Below are 20,098 nucleotides of genomic sequence, written 5' to 3' on the forward strand. Positions count from 1 at the left end.
CGAAGGCGAGACCCGAGCAGCGAAGACGGCGAGACCCGAGGACGCGGGACGGAGTGGCGGCGCTACGGCGTCGCGGCGGGGAGATCCGTCGAGCGGAGGTCGCGGCGCAGGAAGACGCTGTGCGGGTCGAGGACGTACCCGGCGAACGGCGGGCACTCGACGAACCCCGCGCGGCGGTAGAGACGACGGGCGGCGGCGAAGTAGTCCTGCGTCCCGGTCTCCAGCAGCACGCTCGCGAGCCCGCGACGGGTCGCCTCCGTGAGCGCGTGGTCGAGCAGGGCCGCGCCGACACCCCGACCGCGGGCGGCCGGGACGGTGCGCATCGACTTGAGCTCGGCCGCACCCCCGTCGAGGGTCGCGAGCGCCACCGTGCCGAGCAGGGCGCCGTCGCCGTCGCGCGCCGTCCAGAAGGTCACCGCGGGGTCCGTGAGCGCTGCCGGGTCCAGCGCGTGGACCGACTCGGGCGGCGACGTCGCGAACATGTCGGCGAGGTGCTGCTCGAGCAGGGCCAGCACGTCGGGCCGCAGCGGGTCGTCGACGTCGATCGTCAGGACGGTCGCCTGCACCAGGCACTCCTCTCGCGTGCGGATACCGAGCAGCACGTCGCGGTCCCTCGCGGAGGCGCTCGGTGCGGGTCGCATCGTCGCGCGCTCGTGTGTCGCGGGTGTTGCCCGCGCCGCGCACCGCGCCCGGTCGCCCCTCGGAGACGAGAGGGGCGACCGGGCGCGCGGTGGGCCGTCGACGGTCAGGAGGCGGTCACGGGCTCCCGCTGGGCGGGGACGGCAGCGCCGTCGCGGACCCCGTCGTCGACCGCCGCGGACTCGTCGGCGGTGTCGGCCGCGTCGTCGGCGAACAGGTTGTCGGCCGAGGCCGACGCGTACCGCTCGACGTCGAGGATGCCCTCCCTCTTGGCGACGACCGTCGGCACGAGCGCCTGCCCGGCGACGTTCACCGCGGTGCGGCCCATGTCGAGGATCGGGTCGATCGCCAGCAGCAGGCCGACGCCGGCGAGCGGCAGGCCGAGGGTCGACAGCGTGAGCGTCAGCATGACGACGGCGCCGGTCAGCCCCGCGGTCGCGGCGGAGCCGACGACGGAGACGAACGCGATGAGGACGTAGTCCGTGACGGACAGGTCGACGCCGAAGATCTGCGCGACGAAGATCGCGGAGATCGCCGGGTAGATCGAGGCGCAGCCGTCCATCTTGGTCGTGGCCGCGAGCGGCACCGCGAACGACGCGTACGAGCGCGGCACGCCGAGGTTCCGCTCGACGACCCGCTCGGTGACGGGCAGCGTGCCGACGGACGAGCGCGACACGAACGCGAGCTGGATCGCGGGCCACGCACCGCGGAAAAACGACGCGACGCGCAGGCCGTTGGCCCGCAGGATCACGGGGTAGACGACGAGCAGCACGACGGCGAGGCCGAGGTAGATCGCGGCGGCGTACGTGCCGAGCGGGGCGAGCAGGTCCCACCCGTAGGTCGCGACGGCCTTGCCGATGAGGCCGAGCGTGCCGAGCGGCGCGAGGCGGATGACCCACCACAGGATCTTCTGCACGACGGCGAGGGCGGACCGGTTGAACGCGAGGAACGGCTGGGCGGCCTTGCCGGTGCGCAGCGCGGCGATGCCGACGACGAGCGCGACGACGACGATCTGCAGCACGTTGAACGACACGGACGTCGTGGCCTCGACGGCTCCGTCGGCACCCGTGGACACCTGCGTGCCGGCGCCGATCCCGAGCCAGTTGCCGGGGACGAGGCCCTTGAGGAAGTCGAGCCACGAGCCGCTCGACCCGGCCTCGAAGCCGTCCTCGGGGCTGAGGGTCGACCGCGCACCGGGCTGCAGCAGCAGTCCCAGGCCGATGCCGACGCCGACGGAGATCGCGGCGGTGATCGCGAACCACAGGAGCGTCTGCCACGCGAGTCGCGCGGCGTTGGTGACGCGCTCGAGGTTGGCGATCGAGGTGACGATCGCGAGGAACACGAGCGGCGGCACGATGGCCTTGAGCAGCGTGACGAACGAGGACCCGAGGGTGTCGAGCGTCGTGGTCAGCCAGTTCGCGTCGCCCGAGGGCGTCGGGCCCATCTGCAGCGCGATCCAGCCGAGGAGCACGCCGAGACCGAGGCCGAGCAGGACCTGGACGGTGAAGGAGGGGAACCGCAGCCGGCGCGTCGGCTGCGTGATGGTGTCAGACACGGGTGTGTTGCCTTTCCGGGGCGCGGGCGCGCCACGAGGGAGGTCCGTGAGGGAGCGTCAGGAGGGGACGAACCACACCCGCGGGGCGTGGCGGAGGGCCGGCGACGACGCGATCCGGCCGGCAGGCCCGGAGGTCCGGGCGGTCAGCGACCCGTTTCCGGGGTCAGCAGCCGGGGCGGCGGGTGAGCCGACAGAGCGCGCTGGCGACCCGACGCAGGTCGACGGCACGGCGCTCGGTCAGGTGCAGGCTCACGCGGGGCAGCTCCAGGACGGGGGGTGACCGCTCGACCGCGGCCACCGATCGCAACCGACGGTACGCGCGGGCTGTTCCCGCCTGCCGCCCGGGAGCGGCCGTTGAGGCGGACGTCACAGGCAAGCGCATCCCCGCCGAGGATCACCCGCGGTCGCCGTATCCCCCCGCACGGCGCCCGCTCCTGTCTGCCGAACGCGCGCTCGACGACCCGGGTGGTCACCGGCGGGCGGCAGACCTACGGCTTCCTGTGGGGGTGCGGACGGCGGCGGACCGCCGCTCGGCCTGACGCACCCGACGAGCGCCGCGGGCTCCCGGGGGGAGGGTCCGCGGCGCTCGTGCGCGCCACCGGGCGTCCCCCGCCGGCTCGGACGCCGCGCGCGGCGCCGGGGGTCAGAGCCAGGGCGCGCAGGGGCCGGTGCCGAGCAGCGCGAGTCCCGTGAGGTCGCCGGCCTGGAAGTCGGTCACGGACGGGTCGGTGCGGGGCGCCATCAGCTGGGTCGGGTCGTCGACGTGCCCGAGCCCGACGACGTGCGCGAGCTCGTGCATCACGACCGCGCGCGCCATCGCGCGCCCTCCGGGCTCGTCGAGCATCGCCCCGAGCTGCTCGGCGTCGAGCGACACGCTGCCCGAGACGGCGACGCTCGGCTGCCCGACGGCCTCCAGCGCGACGGGGCCGGCGACGCCCGCGACGCCCCCGGCGAGGCGCGCGTCCTCGGACGCGTCCGACCAGGTCACGAGGACCGGCGCCCACCGGTCGCCGTACCGGTCGGGCTGGTACGCGGGCCGGTCCACCGTCGGGGCCTCGGTCGTCTCGCCGTCGGCGACGAACACGAGCCCGGTCGCCCGACCGAGGCGCTCGACCGCCTCGTCGACCACCGCGCGCCCGTCGGTCGGTTCGCCGTCGGGGCGCACGACGTAGTGCACCGGGCGGCAGGGGCTCCATGCGACCGGCGTCCGGCCGTCGGCCTGCGTCTGCAGGTAGGCGTACGACCCGCTGACCCGCGCGAGCGACGGCGGGACGCCGATCGGGTCGCCGGCCTCCTCCAGGCCCGCGGGCGGGGTGACGGGCGCGTGCACGATCCCGCCGACGACCGCGTCGAGCCACGGGACGCCGTGCACGACGGGCGCGAGCACCCGCTGCGCGTCGTGGAGCACACCGGGCCCGAAGGTCGTCGCGGCGAGACCCAGGACGACGCCGAGCGCGAGCGTGCTCGGGGTCGGGCTGCCGCGCCGGCGACGCCACCGGTCCGACGGCATGCGCGCGCGCTCGACACGCGGCGCGGCGGCGGCCCGCGGCCGGTCGCCCGCCGGCTCCTCGTCCGAGGGCGACGCAAGGGTGGTCGACTCGAGGGCCGGTGCCGACGCCTGCGTTGGCAGCCCGGGGGCCGTCGTCTGCCGAGCCAGCCCGACCCACCGCGCGCACACCTGCCCCTCGCGCGCCGCGTGCTCGTCGGGGACCCGCCCGGGCGCGCGGCCGCTCGGCGACGTCGGCACGTCGCACGGCAGCGGTCGGGACCCCTCGGCGGTCACGTCCTCCGCATCGACCGCGCGAACCCGCACGTGAGGGGCTTACGGGCGACGCCACCCGTCCGCCGCGCCGCAGTCGCCGCGCTCCGGTTGCCCGTCGGCCGGGACCGCAGGACGCTCGCGGCATGCCCGAACCCGCAGGAACCGGAACGACCGACGACGCGGACCACCGCACGGCGGCGGCAACACCACCCCGCGCACGCGTCGGCGGCCCGACCCCCGCCGCGACGGCGACGACGGACCCGATCGCGCGGGCGACGTACCGGCTCCTGCGCCTCACCCTGGTCGCGCTGCCGCTGCTGCTGCTCCTCGCGTCGTTCCTGGTCTGGCTGTCGGGAGGCCGCTTCGAGCGGTCCATCAGCGACTACTACGAGGGCGACCTGCGGGACGTCCTGGTCGCGATGCTGGCCGGCGTCGCCGTGTGCCTCGTCGCGTACCGGGGCTTCCCCGCGGTCGAGGACTACACGCTCAACTGGGCGGGCTTCCTCGCGCTGGTCGTGGCGTTCGTGCCGAACAGCCTCACGGCGCACCTCGAACGGCTCGACGGGGCCGCGCGCGCGCAGGCCGCGCTCCCGGCGCGCATCGTGCTCGGGTCGCTGCTCGTCGTGTCGGCGGCCGTCCTGCTCGTCGAGCGGCGGACGGCCCGTGCGACGGCGCACGCCGCCCGGACGTCGCGCGACGGCGGCTGGGTGTTCTGGCTGATGACCGTGCTCGGGGTCGCGGTGCTCGGGCTGCTCGTCGTGCGCCTCGTCGAGCCGGCCACGACGTTCGCGTGGCTGCACGGTGCAGCGGCCGTCGTGCTGGTCGTGAGCCTCGCGCTCGCGGTGCTGAGCCACGGCTGGCCGGCCACGGACGCCGCCACGGACGCGCGGTACCGCCGGATCTACCTGACGATCGCGGGCCTCATGGTGGCGGGGCTCGCGTTGTGGGCGGCACTCGCGCTGGCGGGGTTCGCGCAGGCGATCCTGGTCGTCGAGTGGTGGGAGGTCCTGCTGTTCCTCGCCTTCTGGGTCACGGAGACGATCCGCACCTGGGACGCGCCGCCGGTCGAGCCGCTGCGTCTGCCCGACCCCGACGAGCCGGGCGGACCCCCGCGGCCCCTCGCACCGCCGCAGCGCCGCACGGCGCCGTGACGGCCTCGCGGTGCGCGCCTACAGCTCGAGCCTCATGACGACGCGGCGGGCGGTCGGCGGCACGACCGGCCGCAGCCCCGCCGCGGCGAACATCGCGACGGTGCCGGGGTGCATCTCGACGGGCAGCGCGGCGGTCGTCGTCATCGGGTAGGCCTCGACCGCCCGCGCGCCGGACCGCCGCGCGTGCTCGACCGCGGCCGCCGCGAGGGCCGTGGCGATCCCCCGACCGCCGTACCGCGCGCGTGTGAGGACGCAGGTGACCGCCCACACGCCCGCGTCCGACCGGTCCTCGTCCCGGCCGTCCCACGGCACGCGCGCGTTCCGCAGCAGCCGGCCGTAGACGCTGCGCGGCTCGACGGCGCACCACCCGACGGGCTCGCCGTCGAGGTAGGCGACGAGCCCGGCCGTGGTCGTCGCGTCGGGGTCGTCGCAGCCGACCTGCTCGCGCAGCCGCGCGGCGAGCGCCTCGGCGCCGACGGACGCCCACGACTCGCCGGGCTGCATCTTCCAGCGCTGGCACGAGCAGCGCCGACCGTCGGCGCGCGAGTCCAGCACCGTGCGGACGTCCTCCCACGGGACCGCGTGGGCCGGACGGACGTCGACGTCGGCGGGTTCCACGGCAGCGGCGTCAGTGCACGCCCGAGGGCACCGCGGCGCGCGACCCGAGCACGTCGTCCGGGTCGTAGCGCCGCCGCACCTCGTCGAGGCGCGCAGCGACGTCGGCCCGCCACCGTCCGGGCAGCGCACCGCTCATGTTGGGGTTCGCCTCGTCCGCCAACCACGGCGCGACCGCCGCCAGCACACGCTCGGCCGCACCGGGACCGGACGCGCGGGCCTCGGGCCCGACGGACACGAGCCCGAGCGTGAACGCCGCGTCCCGACCGGCGACGGCGTCCGCACCCGACGCTCGCCCGCCCGCTCCCGCGACGTGGCGCAGCTCGACCGCGACGAACGGGTGCTCGGTGCCCGGGCCGACGGTGTCGAGCCAGGCGTCGGCGAACCCGTCGGCGGCGCCGGCGAGGAGCGCCCCACCCGTCCAGACGGGTGCGGGCGCGGTCGGGTCGCCGTGGATGCGGTCGGAGTCACGCGCGGCGAGGGGCCCGAGGCCGTCGATCATCGCGGGCGCGAGCGCCCGGAGCGGGGCGGCGGCCCGCTCCCCCGCGTCGACGGGGCCGGGACGCGCGACGCGCAGCGACAGGACGGTGCGCCCGCGCAGCGGCTCGGGCACGGCGTCGATCGGGGGCATCCGGACGACGGCGGCGCTCGTCGTCGTGAGGTCGTCGGCGTGCGCGGTCCAGTCCAGCCACCCGCGCAGCACGGTCTCGACGTGCGGGGTGTCGAACACGAGCGCCCCGGCGTACAGGGCGGGGACCTCGACCAGGGCGATCCGTACGGCGACGACGACGCCCGGCACGGCGTCACCGCCACGCAGCGCCCAGAGCAGGTCGGCGTGCTCGCCGTCGTCGGCCTCGACGACGTCGCCCGTTCCCGTGACGACCGTGGCGGAGAGCAGCCGGTCGGACCCGAAGCCGTGGCTGCGGGCGAGCGGGCCGAGCCCGCCGCCCAGCAGGAAGCCGACGACGCCGACGTTCGACGACGAGCCCACGACGGGCACGAGCCCGTGCTCGGCGGTGCGCTCGACGACGGCGCCCCACCGCGCGCCCGCGCCCACGGTCGCGGTGCGGGACGCGGGGTCGACGACGACCTCGTCGAGCCGGCGCGTCGTGACGAGCACGCCCGACGTCACCGGGCGCTCCGCCCCGTGGCCGGTGGACTGCACGCGCAGCGGGACGCGGTGCTCGCGCGCGGCACGGACGGCCGCGACGACGTCGGCCACGCCGGTCGCCCCGACGACGACGTCGGGGCGGATCCGTGCCGCGAGGTTGAACGCGGCGACCTCGTCGTCGTACCCCGGCGCACCGGGGACGAGCACGGGGCCCTGGACGTGCGCCGACAGCGCGTCGGCGAGGGTGCTCGACATGCGACCTCCAGACGACGTCGCCGGCGGACGGTCCACGGCGACACCCGACGCTCCCACCGACCACCGACATGCGACAGGGGGCGTCCCGCACGCGCGCACGACGCGGGCGGTCCACGATGGGCCCGATGAGTTCCGGGCGTGCACCGGGTCACCACGGTGAGCCCGTCCGCAGCCGACGACGAGCGACCACCGACCGCCGCGACAGGAGCGCACCATGACCACCACGACCGACACCCGCACGCTCGACGTGCCGGGCGCCACGCTCACCTACGACGTGCGCGGTCCGCTGCCCACGGCCGACCGCGAACCGCCGCTGCTGCTCGTGGGCCAGCCGATGGACGCGAGCGGCTTCACGACGCTCGCGTCGCTGCTGCCGGAGCGCACCGTCGTCACGTACGACCCGCGCGGCCTGGGGCGCAGCGCGCGCCACGACGGGTCGACGGTCAACGACCCGGCCGTCCAGGCGGAGGACCTGCACGTGCTGGTCGAGGCGCTCGGCGTCGGCCCTGTCGACCTGTTCGGGTCGAGCGGCGGCGCGATCACGGGCCTCGCGCTCGTCGCGGCCCACCCGCAGGACGTGCGGACGTTCGTCGCGCACGAGCCGCCGCTCGTGGAGATCCTCCCCGACGCCGACAACGCGCGGGCGGCCGGCCGTCGCGTCGGCGAGGTGTACGCCGCACAGGGCTGGGGTGCGGGCATGGCGACGTTCATGCTCGTGTCGTCGTGGAAGGGCCCGTTCCCCGACCGTTTCGCGCAGGACCCCGTCGACCCCGCGCAGTTCGGCCTGCCCACCGAGGACGACGGCTCACGCGACGACCCGCTGCTGTCGGGCGTCTCCGACCCGGTCACCGCGTTCCGGCCCGACGTCGAGGCGATCGCCGCGAGCCCGACGCGCGTCGTCGTCGCCGCGGGCGAGGAGAGCCGTGACCTGCTGACGTTCCGGGCGACCGAGGCGCTCGCCGCGCTGCTCGGTCAGGACCTCACGCTGTTCCCGAGCCACCACGGCGGGTTCCTCGGCGGCGAGCACGGGTACGCGGGGCAGCCGGAGGCGTTCGCGGCCCGGCTGCGCGAGGTGCTCACCTCGGCCTGACGGGTCGGCCGCGGGGCCGGCCGGGGGCGGCACATGCCGGTTCGCCGTCAGGCGCGCATCGCGACGCTGCTCGCCCGGACCGGTGCGGGCAGCGTCGTGCGGCCGGTGAGGTGTGCGTCGACGGCGGCCGCCGCCGCGCGGCCCTCCGCGATCGCCCACACGACGAGCGACTGCCCGCGCCCGCAGTCGCCCGCGACGAACACGCCGGGTGTGGCCGTCGCGAAGTCGTCGGTGCGCTCGAACGCGCCACGCGCGTCGGTGGTCAGGCCGAGCTGCTCGGCGAGCCCGTCGCGCTCGGGGCCGGTGAAGCCGAGCGCGAGGACCACGAGCTGCGCGGGCAGGACCTGCTCGGTGTCGGGCACGGGGACGAACCGTCCGTCGACGCGCTCGACGTCGACGACGCGGACGCCGGCGACCCGGCCGTCGTCGTCACCGTCGAGCCCGAGCGTCGACACCGCGAACCGGCGCTCGCCGCCCTCCTCGTGCGACGTCGAGACCTTGAACACCGCCGGGTAGGTCGGCCAGGGCTGGTCGTCGGGGCGTTCCTCGGGCGGCTGCGACAGGATCTCGAGCTGCACGATCGACCGGGCGCCCTGCCGCACGGCGGTGCCGACGCAGTCCGCGCCGGTGTCGCCGCCGCCGACGACGACCACGTCGAGCCCCGTCGCGACGGGCGCACCGGGCACGGGCGCGCCGACCGCGGCGTGGTTGGCGGGCACGAGGTAGTCCATCGCGGGCATGACGCCGGCGAGGTCCCGCCCGGGGACGGGCAGGTCGCGCGGCACCGTCGAGCCGGTCGTGACGAGCACGGCGTCGAACCGTCGGCGCAGCTCGTCCCCCGTGACGTCGTGCCCGACGTCGACGCCGCACCGGAACACGGTGCCCTCGGCGCGCATGACGTCGAGGCGCCGCTCGACGACCGCCGCGGGCAGCTTGTACTCGGGGATGCCGAACCGCAGCAGCCCGCCCGGGGCCGCCGCCCGCTCGAACACGGTCACGTGGTGGCCGGCGCGCGTGAGCTGCTGCGCGGCCGCGAGCCCGGCGGGCCCGGAGCCGACGACGGCGACGGTGCACTCGGTCATCCGGCCGGGCACCACGGGCACGACGAGGCCGCGGTCGAACGCCTCCTCCGCGATCGAGAGCTCGACGTTGCGGATCGTGACGGGCGGCTCGTGGATGCCGAGGACGCAGGCCGACTCGCACGGCGCCGGGCACAGGCGGCCGGTGACCTCCGGGAAGTTGTTCGTCAGGTGCAGCCGGTCGCTCGCGTCCCGCCACTGCCCGCGCCACGTGAGGTCGTTCCACTCGGGCATGACGTTGCCGAGCGGGCACGCGTGGTGGCAGAACGGGACGCCGCAGTCCATGCAGCGCCCCGCCTGCCGGTGCAGCGTGTCGAGGTACGCGGCGTCGCCCACCGGGTGCCGGTGCACCTCGTCCCAGTCGAGGATCCGGACGGCCACCGCCCGGTCGGGCGGGAGCTCGCGGACGCGCGTGGTGAGGAAGCCCCGAGGGTCGGCCATGCCCGGACCGTAGGGCGGGCGCGGCCGTCGCCCGGCGGTCGAAGGTCCTAGGACCGGCCGCCGGGCGACGTCGGTGCGGCTACCGGCGCCCGCCCATCGCGTCGCGCAGGACGACGAAGACGTCGGTGTTCGGCTGCGAGCGCGCGAGCCGCTCGGCGCTCGGTCCCTCCGCGGTCAGCGGCGTGGCACCGCCCGTGTGCCCGCTGGTCGTCCAGTCGATCGTGAACTCCAGGTCGGTCCCGGCGACGGGGAACGGCCCGTCCTCGAGGCTCTGCAGCACCTCGGCCGACGTGCTCGCGGGGTCGCCGCTCTCGTCGTCCGCGTCGACGTTCTCGATCGCGAGCCCGCCGGTCTCGTGGTCGCCGACCACGACGACGAGGGTTCCGGGGTGGCGCTTCGCGAACGCGTGGACGAGCGCGACGGTCTCGTCGAGCGCCTGCCCGGCGGTGAGCGTGAGCGCGGCGTTGTTGGCGTGCGACATCTCGTCGACCGCCTCCTCCTCGACCATGAGGAAGAAGCCCTGCCGGTCGCGCGACAGCACGTCGAGCGCCTTGCGGGTCATGTCGACGAGCGGTACGACGGGCGCGTACTCGTCGCCCTGGCCTTCGGGCGCCTGCTCGAACATCTCCTCGTTGGCGAACAGCCCGAGGATGCGCGGGGCGCGGGTGGCGGCGAGCTCCTCGGCGGTCGTGACGTACTCGTACCCGGTGGCCTGGGCACGCTCGACGAGGTTGCCCTGGTCGCTGCGGCTGACCTCGGGTCGCGGGTCGGCCGGGTCGTCCGGGTAGGCGCCCTCGTCGCCTGCGGGGTACCACCAGTCCTCGCCGCCGCCGAGGATCACGTCGGGCCGCGACTCCTCGATGAGCTGGCGCGCGATCTCGGTCTGGTCGCCGCGGTCGGGGACGTGCGCGCCGAACGCGGCGGGCGTCGCGTCGGTGACCTGCGCGGTGGTGACGACGCCGGTGGACTTGCGCAGCGACCTCGCGTGCTCGAGCAGCGTCCCGACGGGGTTCCCGTCGAGGTCGACGCTCACCGCGCCGTTGTAGGTGCGCACGCCGGTCGCGAAGGCGGTGGCCGCGGCCGCCGAGTCGGTGACGGCCTCCTCGGGGTCGAGCGAGTCGGTGTGCGTCCAGCCCGCGTACCGCAGCGAGTCCATCGCGGTCTCGCCGTCCTTGCCGACGGTGCTGAGCCGGATCGCCTCGCGCGCGGCGATGCTGAGGCCGTCGCCGACGATCAGCACGACGTTCTTCGCCGTGCGCGAGGAGCCGCCGCGATCACCGCCCGCGACGTCCTGGTCGCCCGTCGTGAGGCCGCTCGTCACGAGCCCCCCGGTCGTCAGGCCTGCCGCGATCGCGGCCGCCCCGCCTGTCGCCATCCACCGTCGTGCGTGCGTGCGCATGGTGCCCCCTCGAACCTCGTCGTCCTCGGATGAGCCGGGCCCGTCCTCGGACCCGAAGCGCCCATGCTGGGACGGATCTTTCCGTCGCGCATCCGCTGCAGGTCGGGGTGGCGCGGCCGGCGGTGGCGCGGGCGGCGGAGGTCGCGCCGGCGTCGGTGTTGCGTCAGGCGGGCCGCACGCGCGCGAGCAGGTCGCGCGCCTTGCCCGGCGCGGCCCCACCCCGCCGGGCCGCGACGTCCGACAGTCCCGGCCACGCCGCCGCCTCCGCGGGGAGCAGCCCGCGACGCGCGGCCTCCCGCAGGTGCGCGGCATGCACCAGCGCCACGTCGAGCACCCGGTTGAGCCACCGCGGCGGCGTGCCCTCGACCGTCGCCGCGAACCGCACGGACTCGACCAGGACGGGCCACAGGACGGGGAGCGTCGTCGGGTCGTCCTCCAGCAGCCGGACGACGCGCGCGGGGCTGAAGTCGGCGTGCGGCAGGAGCGCCCGCATCGCGACCGTCACCGCGGCGGAGCCGACGACACCCTCGCCGACGATCTCCCGGACGTAGTACCGCGGCGGGTCGTCGTGGCACATCGAGGCGAGCACCACCGCGACCATCGACGCGGTCAGCGGCGGCACCGGGGCACCTCCGCGCTCCAGCGGGCGGTCGCGCCCCGCCAGCCAGTCGCGGTGCGGCATCGCGACGAGCCGCCCCGCGGACTCGTCCCAGTGCAGCCACGCGTCGGGCGTGCCCGACCCCGACGCCGACGCCTGCCCGGCGGCCGACACCGCCGCGCACTGCCCCTCGCGCTCGAGGTCGTAGAACCAGGTCTTCGCGACGCGGTACGGGCCGGCGGGATCCCCCGGCAGGTCGATGTCGACCGCGAGCATCCGGCTGGACCCGGTCCGCGCGACCCACGTCGTCGTGAGCGTCGCGCCGTCGACCACGGCAGGGCCCGTCCCTGCCCCGGGGGCCCAGACCTCGTCGAACGCCCGGCCGGGCGTCGCGGCCGGCACCACGGGCTCGTCGGGCTCGGCCGGCTCGGCGACGGCGACCGGCGCCGGCAGCAGGTCCACGACGGCGCGCGCGGCGACCACAGCCCGGGAGGACCCCGACCGGGCCGCGAGCGTCCGGGTGCCCGGCACGTCGAGCACCGCCGCGTCCGCGTCGCCGCGCGCGACGGCCGTGAGCACCGCGGGCGCGAGCGCGCGCATCGTCTCGGCGACCTCGGACGTGCCCGCGAGCAGCCGCGACGCCCGGAGCGACACGGCCAGCACGTCGTCGAGGAGCGGCCACACGACGCTCAGCAGGCCCTCACCGGCGAGCTCGGCGCACGCCCGTGCGAGGGCCGCCAGGTTGGACGGAGTCTCGGTCCAGTCCAGCAGGCGCACGTCCGCGGTGCCGGGGCGCAGCAGCCCGCGCTCCCACGCCTCCAGCACGGCGGCCGACCCGTCGGCGGCCGCGACCGGGTGGAATCCCCGCTGCGCTGCGACGAGGTTCACGGTCAGGCCCGGCGGCAACGGGGTGGCCCGTCGGGCGGCCTGCCGCAGCCGCAGCCCGAGGTCGGCCGACTCCGAGGAGGACAGCCCGGTCGCCGCGGCGTCGCCCCAGGCGGGGAAGACCTCGGGACCGACGCGGTCGTAGGCGTTGTCGTTGCGGAGCCGGGACGGGAACGCCTGCAACGACTCCGGCAGCGCGAGAGGCTGCGGCGCCCAGTGCCGCCACGAGCCCTCGATCGCGAGCGCCGGCTCGCGCACGGGGTCGGTCAGGTAGGCGCGCGCGGCGGGTCCCGCCGTGAACGCGGCGGGCGTGCCGTCCTGGAGCACGACCGGCACCCGGAGGGTGTCGAGCGCGGCGAGCACGTCGGCAGTGACGAGCGCGCCGTCGGTCCGCGTGAGTGCCAGGAACAGGTCGGCCTCGCTCGCCACCGCACCCGCCGCCGCGTAGGTCGTGAGCCGGTCGACCAGGTCCGACGGGTCGACGCGCAGGTCCACCCAGGTCGGCGTCGAGAGCAGCACCGCGACCTCGCCGAGCCGGCGCACGACGGACGCCTCGCGCGCGTCGCACGGGTCCCAGACGACCCTCCCCCAGCCGTCGGCGCCGCCGCGGCGGTCGAGCAGGTCGGAGTCCTCGCCGCGGACCCACGCGGGGACGCACCGCAGGCCACCGACCCAGGACGGCCTGACGCCGCCGAGCGCCGAGCGCGCGGCGTCCCGGTCGGCCGCGGCGACGGCGGTCGCGAGCGCGAGGAACCGCTCGACCTCGACGTCCACGACACCCTCCGGCCGGCCGGTGAGTGCGGCCGCGGCGTCGGTGAGAGCGGCGGCCGAGACCTCGCCCACCGTGAACCTCGGCACGTCCCACACGGGCGGCGTGGCCTGCCAGAGCCCGATCGGGGGCGCGTCGTCCTCGGACCCCGCCGGTGCGTCCACGATCCCCCACGCGTCGGCGAGCGCCTGCGCGGCGCGGGCGAGGGGGCGATCGGTCCCCGTGACGTGCTGCCGGACGAACGGCGCGACGGCGTCGACGACGTCGTCACCGGGTCGCGGCCGCGCGGCCGCGGCCGTCAGGAGCGCGAGCACCACCTTCTTCGTGCGCACGGGCAGCGTGACGGCGAGGACGTCGCCGAGCACGTCGTCGCCCGCGCGCGCGATCAGCCGCGGCGCGAAGGCCTCGACCACCGGGGCGTCGCCACGCGCGAGGACGCCCACCAGCACGTCGGCGTGCGCCACGAGCTCGTCGTCGGTCAGCGCGAGCGCGCCCGTCAGCACCTGCGTCCACGCCTTGCGGTCGCCCGGGCGCTGCGCGGCGTCGAGCGCCGTCAGCACGAGGTCGACGGCCTCGTCACGGTCCAGCCACCCGCGCGCGACCCCCGCCGCGGGCACCCCACCGAACGGACCCGTCGCCGGCACCCCGACGGCCACCGCGGCGCGCACGTGCTCGGCGAACCGCCGCTCGACCACGTCCGCACCGCACGGCTCACGCTCCGCGCGGACCAGCTCGCCGACGCCGGTGAGCACGATCGACGCGTGCACCGCCCAGTCCTTCAGGTACTCGACGCTGTGCGGCACCGGCAGGTCGTTCCGGTCGACGAGCCGGACGGTGACCCCGCCGAGCATGCTCGTGCTGTGCTCCCAGGCACGCCCCGCGCGGTCGGCCGCCTCGACGAACCGCGCCGCGTACGCGTCACCACGAGCGGACACCAGACGCGTCAGCAGCTCGTCCCCGCCGGGCGCCGTCACCAGCAGGCGGGCGGCCCGGCGTGCGTCGACGCCGACGCGGACCGCGAACAGCCGGAGCATCCCCTGGTCGACGTCCGTCCAGGGGATCCAGCCCCATGTGTTCTCGCCCGTCCGCCCGAACTCGCCCCACTCGCCCGACGCGAGCCCGTCGCGCGCCACGCGCTGCTCCTCCGCGGTCCCGAGCGGCAGCTGCTCGACGTCCTCGACGGACGCCGACGCCCACCCGAGCGAGCGGAACACCTCGATCGCGGCGGTCTGGCGGGCGGTGAGCGTCATGCGCGGGCCTCCGAGGCGATCTGGACGGCGAGGACGTGCGCGCACGGCCCGCGGCCGGTGCCGTGCGCGAGAAACCACGGGCAGGTGCACCGACCGCCGGCGGCCACGCGGTGGTCCGGCCCGCCGCTGCGGCTGCGCACGGTCCACCCGTCGGCGGCGGGCACCACCCCGCCGTCGGCGACGAGGCGGCGCGCCGCGACGAGCCGCGGGTTGTCCTTCTCGACGCGGTCGGGGTCGTGCGGCAGCTCGCGGTGGAACCACGCGTCGTCGCGGACGTCCCAGCCGACCCGCCCGTCGGCGGCCAGCACGGCGAGCGCGGCCCGCGCGCGCGGCTCGGGGCACCCGGCCTCCCGCGCGAGCCGCGGCACGTCGATCACCGGCTCGAACGCGAGGAGCGCGCTCACGAGGTCCGCGTCCTCGGCGACCGTCTCCCCCGCGAGCGCGGTCAGCAGGGACCCCTCACCCGAGTGCCCGCGCCACGCCTCGTCGGTCAGGCCGAGCACCAGGCGCGCACCGGGGACGTCGAACGTCACGACGACCGGCCCGGCGTCCGCGCCGCCGTGCACCGTCATGCCCGTGACGTGCGGCAGGAGCCGCTTGACGGCGCTGAGCCGGTGCAGCCCGGACACGAGCACGCCGCCGCGCGCGGGCCGCGTCGAGACGCGCACGCCCGTCCGCTCGGCGACGAGCCAGCCGGTCCGGGCGGCGCTCGTGGCGGCAGGGAGCGCGGCGACGAACGCGCGCGCGGGAACGGTGCCGACGGCGAACGCGAGCGGGAGGCCGTGGTGCAGCTCGGCGACGTTCCCGAGCGCGCGCACCCAGCGCCCCGGCATCTCGACGGGTCGCTCGACGGCCGTCTCCTCGGGGCTCGACACCGTCAGCCCGCCGCGGCCGACGTCGAGGTGCAGCAGGCGCTCGCGCCCGACCCGTCCGAGCGCGGACCGCGTCGCGAGCCCGATGTCGACGTTCGTCGTGCCGTGCCCGACCTCGCCGGAGTCGAACCCGTCGGGCAGCAGGTCGAGCCGCGCGTAGACGCTGTTGCACGCCGAGAAGCACTCGGCGCGCAGCCGGTCGCCGTGCGCGGTGAGCACGGGGTCACGCAGCGTCGACGGCGTGTACTGGAAGTACCGCGTCGCGGTGACGTCGGCGAGCGTCAGCAGCCCGCGCGCGAGCACCTGCGGGTGCGCCGCGAACCCGTGGAAGAAGCTCGGGTCGTCGACGACGCCGCCGGGCGTGAGCGCGGGTGCGAGGCCGAGCGTCAGCCCGTCCTCGCCCAGGTGGGACGGGGTCGCGAAGGCTCGGGTCGGCACGGCGCGGAGTCTAGGTCGGTCGTCCGACACGGCGGCGGGACGCCCACGCACGTCACCCGGTCGACCCACGGCCGCCCGCGGGGACGGGCCGCGCACGCCGGTGACGGATAGCCTCGACGTGGCCGACCGCACCGCAGCGGTCGGCGTCGTCGTGGCCGTCGGCCCGCGACCAGCCCGACGAGGGACGGAGGCGCATGCCCCGCACACACCACCTGCGCGTGCACCCGAGCGCGGACCGCCTGCCGCGCTCCGACCAGCTCGCCTGGGCGATCGCGGAGGTCGCCGCGGACCCGGTCCCGGTGCCCGACGACGTCGCCGACATGGTCGTCAACCGCGTCATCGACAACGCCGCCGTGACCGCCGCGTCGCTGACCCGCCCGCCCGTCGTCGCCGCGCGTGCGCAGGCGGTCGCGCACCCGCACGCGCCGTCGTCGGAGCGCCACGGGTCGACGGTCTCCGGACTGGCGCCGGACGTGCGTGTCTCGCCCGAGTGGGCCGCGTGGGCCAACGGCGTCGCGGTGCGCGAGCTCGACTTCCACGACACGTTCCTCGCGGCCGACTACTCCCACCCGGCGGACAACATCCCGCCGCTGGTCGCGGTCGCGCAGCACGTCAGCCGGTCGGGCGCGGACCTCGTGCGCGCGATCGCCACGGGGTACGAGATCCAGGTCGACCTCGTGCGGGCGATCAGCCTGCACGCGCACAAGATCGACCACGTCGCGCACCTCGGCCCGTCGGTCGCCGCCGGCCTGGGCACGCTGCTGGGTCTCGCGCCGGAGGTCACGTTCCAGGCCGTCGGCCAGGCGCTGCACACCACGACCGCGACGCGGCAGTCCCGCAAGGGCGAGATCTCGTCGTGGAAGGCCTACGCCCCCGCGTTCGCGGGCAAGGTCGCGATCGAGGCCGTCGACCGGGCGATGCGCGGCGAGGGCGCGCCGAGCCCGATCTACGAGGGTGAGGACGGCGTCGTCGCGTGGATGCTCGACGGGCCGGACGCGTCGTACGACGTGCCGCTGCCCGGCCCGGGCGAGCCGAAGACGGCGATCCTCGACACGTACACCAAGGAGCACTCGGCGGAGTACCAGTCGCAGGCGCTCATCGACCTGGCCCGCCGCCTGCACCGCTCGCGGCCGGAGCTGGCGGACCCCGCGAACGTCGCGTCCATCGTGATCCACACGTCGCACCACACCCACTACGTCATCGGGTCCGGCGCGAACGACCCGCAGAAGTACGACCCGACGGCGTCGCGCGAGACGCTCGACCACTCGATCCCGTACATCGTCGCGGTCGCGCTGCAGGACGGGCGCTGGCACCACGTCGACTCGTACGCGCCGTCGCGTGCGGCGCGGCCGGACACGGTCGCACTGTGGCAGAAGATCACCACGACCGAGGACCCGGCGTGGACCGCGCGGTACCACTCGACAGACCCGGCCGAGAAGGCGTTCGGCGGGCGGCTCGAGATCACCACGACCAGCGGCGAGGTCGTCGTCGAGGAGATCGCGGTCGCCGACGCGCACCCGCTCGGCGCCCGGCCGTTCGCCCGTGCCCAGTACGTCGAGAAGTTCCGCGCGCTCGCGACCGACGTGCTCGGCGAGGACGAGGTCGAGCGGTTCCTCGACGTCGCGCAGCGCCTGCCGTCCCTGCGGCCCGACGAGCTCGCCGGCCTCACGGTCGTCGCGCCCGCGGCCGTCCTCGACGCCGTCCGCTCCCCGGGAGGACTCTTCTGATGCTGTACGCGACGACGACCGCCGCGGAGAAGCGCGTCGCGCTGCGCGAGGCCCTCGGGTCGGGGCGGCTGCTGCGCCTGCCGGGTGCGTTCAACCCGCTGTCGGCGCGGCTCATCGAGTCGAAGGGGTTCGACGGCGTGTACGTGTCCGGCGCGGTGCTGTCCGCGGACCTCGGGCTGCCGGACATCGGCCTCACGACGGCGACCGAGGTGACGCAGCGCGCCGGCCAGATCGCGCGGCAGACCGACCTGCCGTCGATCGTCGACGCGGACACCGGCTTCGGCGAGCCGATGAACGTCGCACGGACCGTGCAGGGCCTCGAGGACGCGGGCCTGGCCGGCTGCCACATCGAGGACCAGGTCAACCCCAAGCGGTGCGGCCACCTCGACGGCAAGGACGTCGTCGACGACGAGACCGCGCTGCGGCGCATCCGCGCGGCGGTGGACGGCCGGCGCGACCCGAACTTCCTCGTGGTCGCCCGCACCGACGCGCGCGCCGTCGCGGGGCTCGACGCCGCGATCGACCGCGCGCACGCGCTCGTCGACGCGGGCGCCGACGCCGTCTTCCCCGAGGCGCTCACGAGCCCCGACGAGTTCGCGGCGTTCCGCGACGCGCTCGACGTGCCGCTGCTCGCCAACATGACCGAGTTCGGCAAGGGCGAGCTGCTCACCGCGCAGCAGCTCGACGACCTCGGCATGAACATCGTCATCTACCCCGTCACGCTGCTGCGCCTCGCGATCGGCGCCGCCATGGCCGGGCTCGACGAGATCCTCGCGACCGGCACGCAGGCCGGGCTGCTCGACCGCATGCAGACGCGCGCCGAGCTCTACGACCTCCTCGACTACCCCGCGTACAACCGGTTCGACGAGGGCGTGTTCAACTTCAGGCTGTGACGCCCACGCACCCGGGCGTCGCCGCGTTTCCGTCAACGGCGATGGAGGCAGTGCATGACCGAGATCCACAAGGGGCTCGCGGGCGTGGTCGTCGACACGACCGCGATCTCGTCGGTCGACCCCGACAGCAACTCCCTGCTCTACCGCGGCTACCCCGTCGACCAGCTCGCGGAACGCTGCCTCTTCGAGGAGGTCGCGTACCTGCTCTGGCACGGCGAGCTCCCGACCGCCGACGAGCTCGCCGCGTTCCAGGGCCGGGGCCGGTCGCAGCGCACGCTGCCCGCCCCCGTCGTCGAGGCCGTGCTCGCGCTGCCGACGACGTGCCACCCGATGGACGTCGTCCGCACCGCCGTGAGCGCCATCGGCGCGCACCACCCGCGCGCGGAGGACCCGTCGCGCGAGGCGAACCTCGCGAAGTCCGTGCAGCTGCTCGCGCAGCTCCCGGCAGTCGTCGCGATCGACCAGCGCCGCCGCCGTGGCCAGGAGCCGATCCCCGCGCGCGACGACCTGCCGTTCGCCCAGAACATCTTCTGGATGACGTTCGGCGAGGTGCCCGACCCCGTCGTCGTCAAGGCGTTCGAGGTCTCGCTGATCCTGTATGCCGAGCACTCCTTCAACGCGTCGACCTTCACCGCGCGCGTCATCGCCTCCACGCTGTCCGACCTGCACTCCGCCGTCACCGGCGCGGTCGGCGCCCTCAAGGGCCCGTTGCACGGCGGCGCGAACGAGGCGGTCATGGCGACGTTCGCGGAGATCGGGTCCGCGTCCCGCGCCGCGTCCTGGCTCGACGACGAGATCGCCGCGAAGCGCAAGGTCATGGGCTTCGGGCACCGCGTCTACAAGCACGGCGACTCGCGCGTCCCCACGATGCGGCGCTGGCTCGGGAAGCTCGTCGAGCACTACGACCGGCAGGACCTGCTCGACCTGTACGTCGCGCTCGAGGACGCCATGACCGCGCGCACCGGCATCCTGCCCAACCTCGACTACCCGACCGGTCCCGCGTACCACCTCATGGGCTTCGACACCCCGACGTTCACGCCCCTGTTCGCCGCCGCGCGCGTCGTCGGGTGGACCACGCACGTCATGGAACAGCTCGCGTCGAACTCGCTCATCCGCCCGCTGAGCCGGTACGACGGCCCGCCCCGCCGCGACGTCCCGGACCGTCCCGCGGCGACCTGACGGTCACCGGCGCGACGACCGGGCGCCGCACCGGCGGTCAGCGGGGTGGCTCGGCCGCCGGTGCGTCGGGGTCCTCCTCCGGCTCGAACGTGGTCGGCTCGCCCGAGCCGACGCCCACGCCGCCGCCCTCCGCCAGCTCCTGGGTCTCGTCCGCGCGTCCGGCGTCGCCCTGCTCGTCGGTGGTGCTCATGGGTCTCTCCCCCGGTCTCCGGGTCGATCCCGCCGCTGCCCCACGGGTCCCTCGACGGTAGGCCCGGTCCAGGGCGCCCGCAGGACGGGAGCGCACGTCGGTCCCGAGCACCGTGTGGGCCCGCGCGACGACCCGCTGGCACCTCGCCTGTGGATGAGCCTGACCGGCGCGTCACGGCGCTCACTACCTTCGGCCCCGAT

16 protein-coding genes are annotated in these 20,098 nt (G+C 76.0%); 5 read left to right on the forward strand and 11 right to left on the reverse strand.

What is annotated here, in order from left to right:
• Positions 1 to 62 precede the first annotated feature (62 nt).
• The 4 genes from OOT42_RS13615 to OOT42_RS13625 form a co-directional block, all read right to left on the reverse strand.
• Entirely contained in the window at positions 63 to 566 is a 504-nt protein-coding gene (locus tag OOT42_RS13615) for a GNAT family N-acetyltransferase (protein ID WP_273651728.1), read from the reverse strand.
• Positions 567 to 745: 179 nt separating this feature from the next.
• Positions 746 to 2,194 (reverse strand): dicarboxylate/amino acid:cation symporter, encoded by a 1,449-nt coding sequence (locus OOT42_RS13620; protein ID WP_273651729.1) that lies wholly within the window; start codon positions 2,192 to 2,194, stop codon positions 746 to 748.
• Positions 2,195 to 2,357: 163 nt separating this feature from the next.
• A complete protein-coding gene (locus OOT42_RS20315) occupies positions 2,358 to 2,576 on the reverse strand; it encodes a putative leader peptide (RefSeq protein ID WP_423775901.1) in 219 nt (72 codons plus the stop codon).
• 261 nt (positions 2,577 to 2,837) lie between these two features.
• A complete protein-coding gene (locus tag OOT42_RS13625; protein WP_273651730.1) occupies positions 2,838 to 3,977 on the reverse strand; it encodes a matrixin family metalloprotease in 1,140 nt (379 codons plus the stop codon).
• A 122-nt stretch (positions 3,978 to 4,099) separates the two neighbouring features.
• Between OOT42_RS13625 and OOT42_RS13630 the strand changes: the two genes are divergently transcribed.
• Positions 4,100 to 5,107: a hypothetical protein gene (locus OOT42_RS13630; protein ID WP_273651731.1), complete on the forward strand. Its 1,008-nt coding sequence runs from the start codon at positions 4,100 to 4,102 to the stop codon at positions 5,105 to 5,107.
• Between the two features lie 18 nt (positions 5,108 to 5,125).
• Here OOT42_RS13630 and OOT42_RS13635 read toward each other — a convergent pair whose 3' ends face one another.
• Both OOT42_RS13635 and OOT42_RS13640 read right to left on the reverse strand, forming a co-directional pair.
• Positions 5,126 to 5,725, reverse strand: coding sequence for a GNAT family N-acetyltransferase (locus tag OOT42_RS13635; protein WP_273651732.1), 600 nt, complete (start codon positions 5,723 to 5,725; stop codon positions 5,126 to 5,128).
• Between the two features lie 10 nt (positions 5,726 to 5,735).
• On the reverse strand, positions 5,736 to 7,088 hold the full coding sequence (locus OOT42_RS13640) for an FAD-binding oxidoreductase (protein ID WP_273651733.1): 1,353 nt from the start codon (positions 7,086 to 7,088) through the stop codon (positions 5,736 to 5,738).
• Positions 7,089 to 7,302: 214 nt separating this feature from the next.
• Here OOT42_RS13640 and OOT42_RS13645 point away from each other — a divergent pair, with 214 nt between their 5' ends.
• A complete protein-coding gene (locus OOT42_RS13645) occupies positions 7,303 to 8,178 on the forward strand; it encodes an alpha/beta fold hydrolase (protein WP_273651734.1) in 876 nt (291 codons plus the stop codon).
• Between the two features lie 47 nt (positions 8,179 to 8,225).
• Here OOT42_RS13645 and OOT42_RS13650 read toward each other — a convergent pair whose 3' ends face one another.
• The 4 genes from OOT42_RS13650 to OOT42_RS13665 form a co-directional block, all read right to left on the reverse strand.
• Positions 8,226 to 9,698, reverse strand: coding sequence for a glutamate synthase subunit beta (locus OOT42_RS13650; protein ID WP_273651735.1), 1,473 nt, complete (start codon positions 9,696 to 9,698; stop codon positions 8,226 to 8,228).
• A gap of 79 nt (positions 9,699 to 9,777) precedes the next feature.
• Positions 9,778 to 11,097, reverse strand: a complete 1,320-nt coding sequence (locus OOT42_RS13655; RefSeq protein ID WP_273651736.1) for an alkaline phosphatase — start codon at positions 11,095 to 11,097, stop codon at positions 9,778 to 9,780.
• Positions 11,098 to 11,260: 163 nt separating this feature from the next.
• The gene (locus OOT42_RS13660) at positions 11,261 to 14,599 is read right to left on the reverse strand and encodes a DUF6493 family protein (protein ID WP_273651737.1); all 3,339 of its coding nucleotides are present in this window, start codon (positions 14,597 to 14,599) and stop codon (positions 11,261 to 11,263) included.
• Positions 14,596 to 15,909 (reverse strand): SWIM zinc finger family protein, encoded by a 1,314-nt coding sequence (locus OOT42_RS13665; protein WP_273651738.1) that lies wholly within the window; start codon positions 15,907 to 15,909, stop codon positions 14,596 to 14,598. Before OOT42_RS13665 ends, OOT42_RS13660 begins: the two co-directional genes overlap by 4 nt.
• 194 nt (positions 15,910 to 16,103) lie before the next feature.
• On the opposite strand from OOT42_RS13665, the gene OOT42_RS13670 reads away from it, so the two are divergent.
• Genes OOT42_RS13670 through OOT42_RS13680 form a run of 3 tightly spaced genes read left to right on the forward strand, consistent with a single transcriptional unit; the run spans position 16,104 to position 19,708 of the window.
• Positions 16,104 to 17,636 carry an MmgE/PrpD family protein gene (locus tag OOT42_RS13670; RefSeq protein WP_273651739.1) on the forward strand — a complete coding sequence of 511 codons (1,533 nt, stop codon included), beginning with the start codon at positions 16,104 to 16,106 and terminating at the stop codon, positions 17,634 to 17,636.
• Positions 17,636 to 18,529 carry a methylisocitrate lyase gene (gene prpB / locus OOT42_RS13675; protein ID WP_273651740.1) on the forward strand — a complete coding sequence of 298 codons (894 nt, stop codon included), beginning with the start codon at positions 17,636 to 17,638 and terminating at the stop codon, positions 18,527 to 18,529. The genes OOT42_RS13670 and prpB overlap by 1 nt, the downstream gene beginning before the upstream one ends.
• Before the next feature lie 54 nt (positions 18,530 to 18,583).
• Positions 18,584 to 19,708 carry a bifunctional 2-methylcitrate synthase/citrate synthase gene (locus OOT42_RS13680; protein ID WP_273651741.1) on the forward strand — a complete coding sequence of 375 codons (1,125 nt, stop codon included), beginning with the start codon at positions 18,584 to 18,586 and terminating at the stop codon, positions 19,706 to 19,708.
• 37 nt (positions 19,709 to 19,745) lie between these two features.
• Here OOT42_RS13680 and OOT42_RS13685 read toward each other — a convergent pair whose 3' ends face one another.
• The gene (locus tag OOT42_RS13685; RefSeq protein ID WP_273651742.1) at positions 19,746 to 19,898 is read right to left on the reverse strand and encodes a hypothetical protein; all 153 of its coding nucleotides are present in this window, start codon (positions 19,896 to 19,898) and stop codon (positions 19,746 to 19,748) included.
• Positions 19,899 to 20,098 lie beyond the last annotated feature (200 nt).

It is taken from the genome of Cellulomonas fimi (assembly GCF_028583725.1).
Taxonomy (GTDB): Bacteria; Actinomycetota; Actinomycetes; order Actinomycetales; family Cellulomonadaceae; genus Cellulomonas; species Cellulomonas fimi_B.

Bases quoted from the DNA above. Each gene is read 5' to 3' on its own strand.
- OOT42_RS13660 (WP_273651737.1), bottom strand. From the start codon at position 14,599: ATGACGCTCACCGCCCGCCAGACCGCCGCGATCGAGGTGTTCCGCTCG.
- OOT42_RS20315 (WP_423775901.1), bottom strand. From the start codon at position 2,576: ATGCGCTTGCCTGTGACGTCCGCCTCAACGGCCGCTCCCGGGCGGCAG.
- OOT42_RS13640 (WP_273651733.1), bottom strand. From the start codon at position 7,088: ATGTCGAGCACCCTCGCCGACGCGCTGTCGGCGCACGTCCAGGGCCCC.
- OOT42_RS13670 (WP_273651739.1), top strand. From the start codon at position 16,104: ATGCCCCGCACACACCACCTGCGCGTGCACCCGAGCGCGGACCGCCTG.
- OOT42_RS13645 (WP_273651734.1), top strand. From the start codon at position 7,303: ATGACCACCACGACCGACACCCGCACGCTCGACGTGCCGGGCGCCACG.
- OOT42_RS13630 (WP_273651731.1), top strand. From the start codon at position 4,100: ATGCCCGAACCCGCAGGAACCGGAACGACCGACGACGCGGACCACCGC.
- OOT42_RS13650 (WP_273651735.1), bottom strand. From the start codon at position 9,698: ATGGCCGACCCTCGGGGCTTCCTCACCACGCGCGTCCGCGAGCTCCCG.
- OOT42_RS13680 (WP_273651741.1), top strand. From the start codon at position 18,584: ATGACCGAGATCCACAAGGGGCTCGCGGGCGTGGTCGTCGACACGACC.
- OOT42_RS13685 (WP_273651742.1), bottom strand. From the start codon at position 19,898: ATGAGCACCACCGACGAGCAGGGCGACGCCGGACGCGCGGACGAGACC.
- OOT42_RS13655 (WP_273651736.1), bottom strand. From the start codon at position 11,097: ATGCGCACGCACGCACGACGGTGGATGGCGACAGGCGGGGCGGCCGCG.
- prpB (WP_273651740.1), top strand. From the start codon at position 17,636: ATGCTGTACGCGACGACGACCGCCGCGGAGAAGCGCGTCGCGCTGCGC.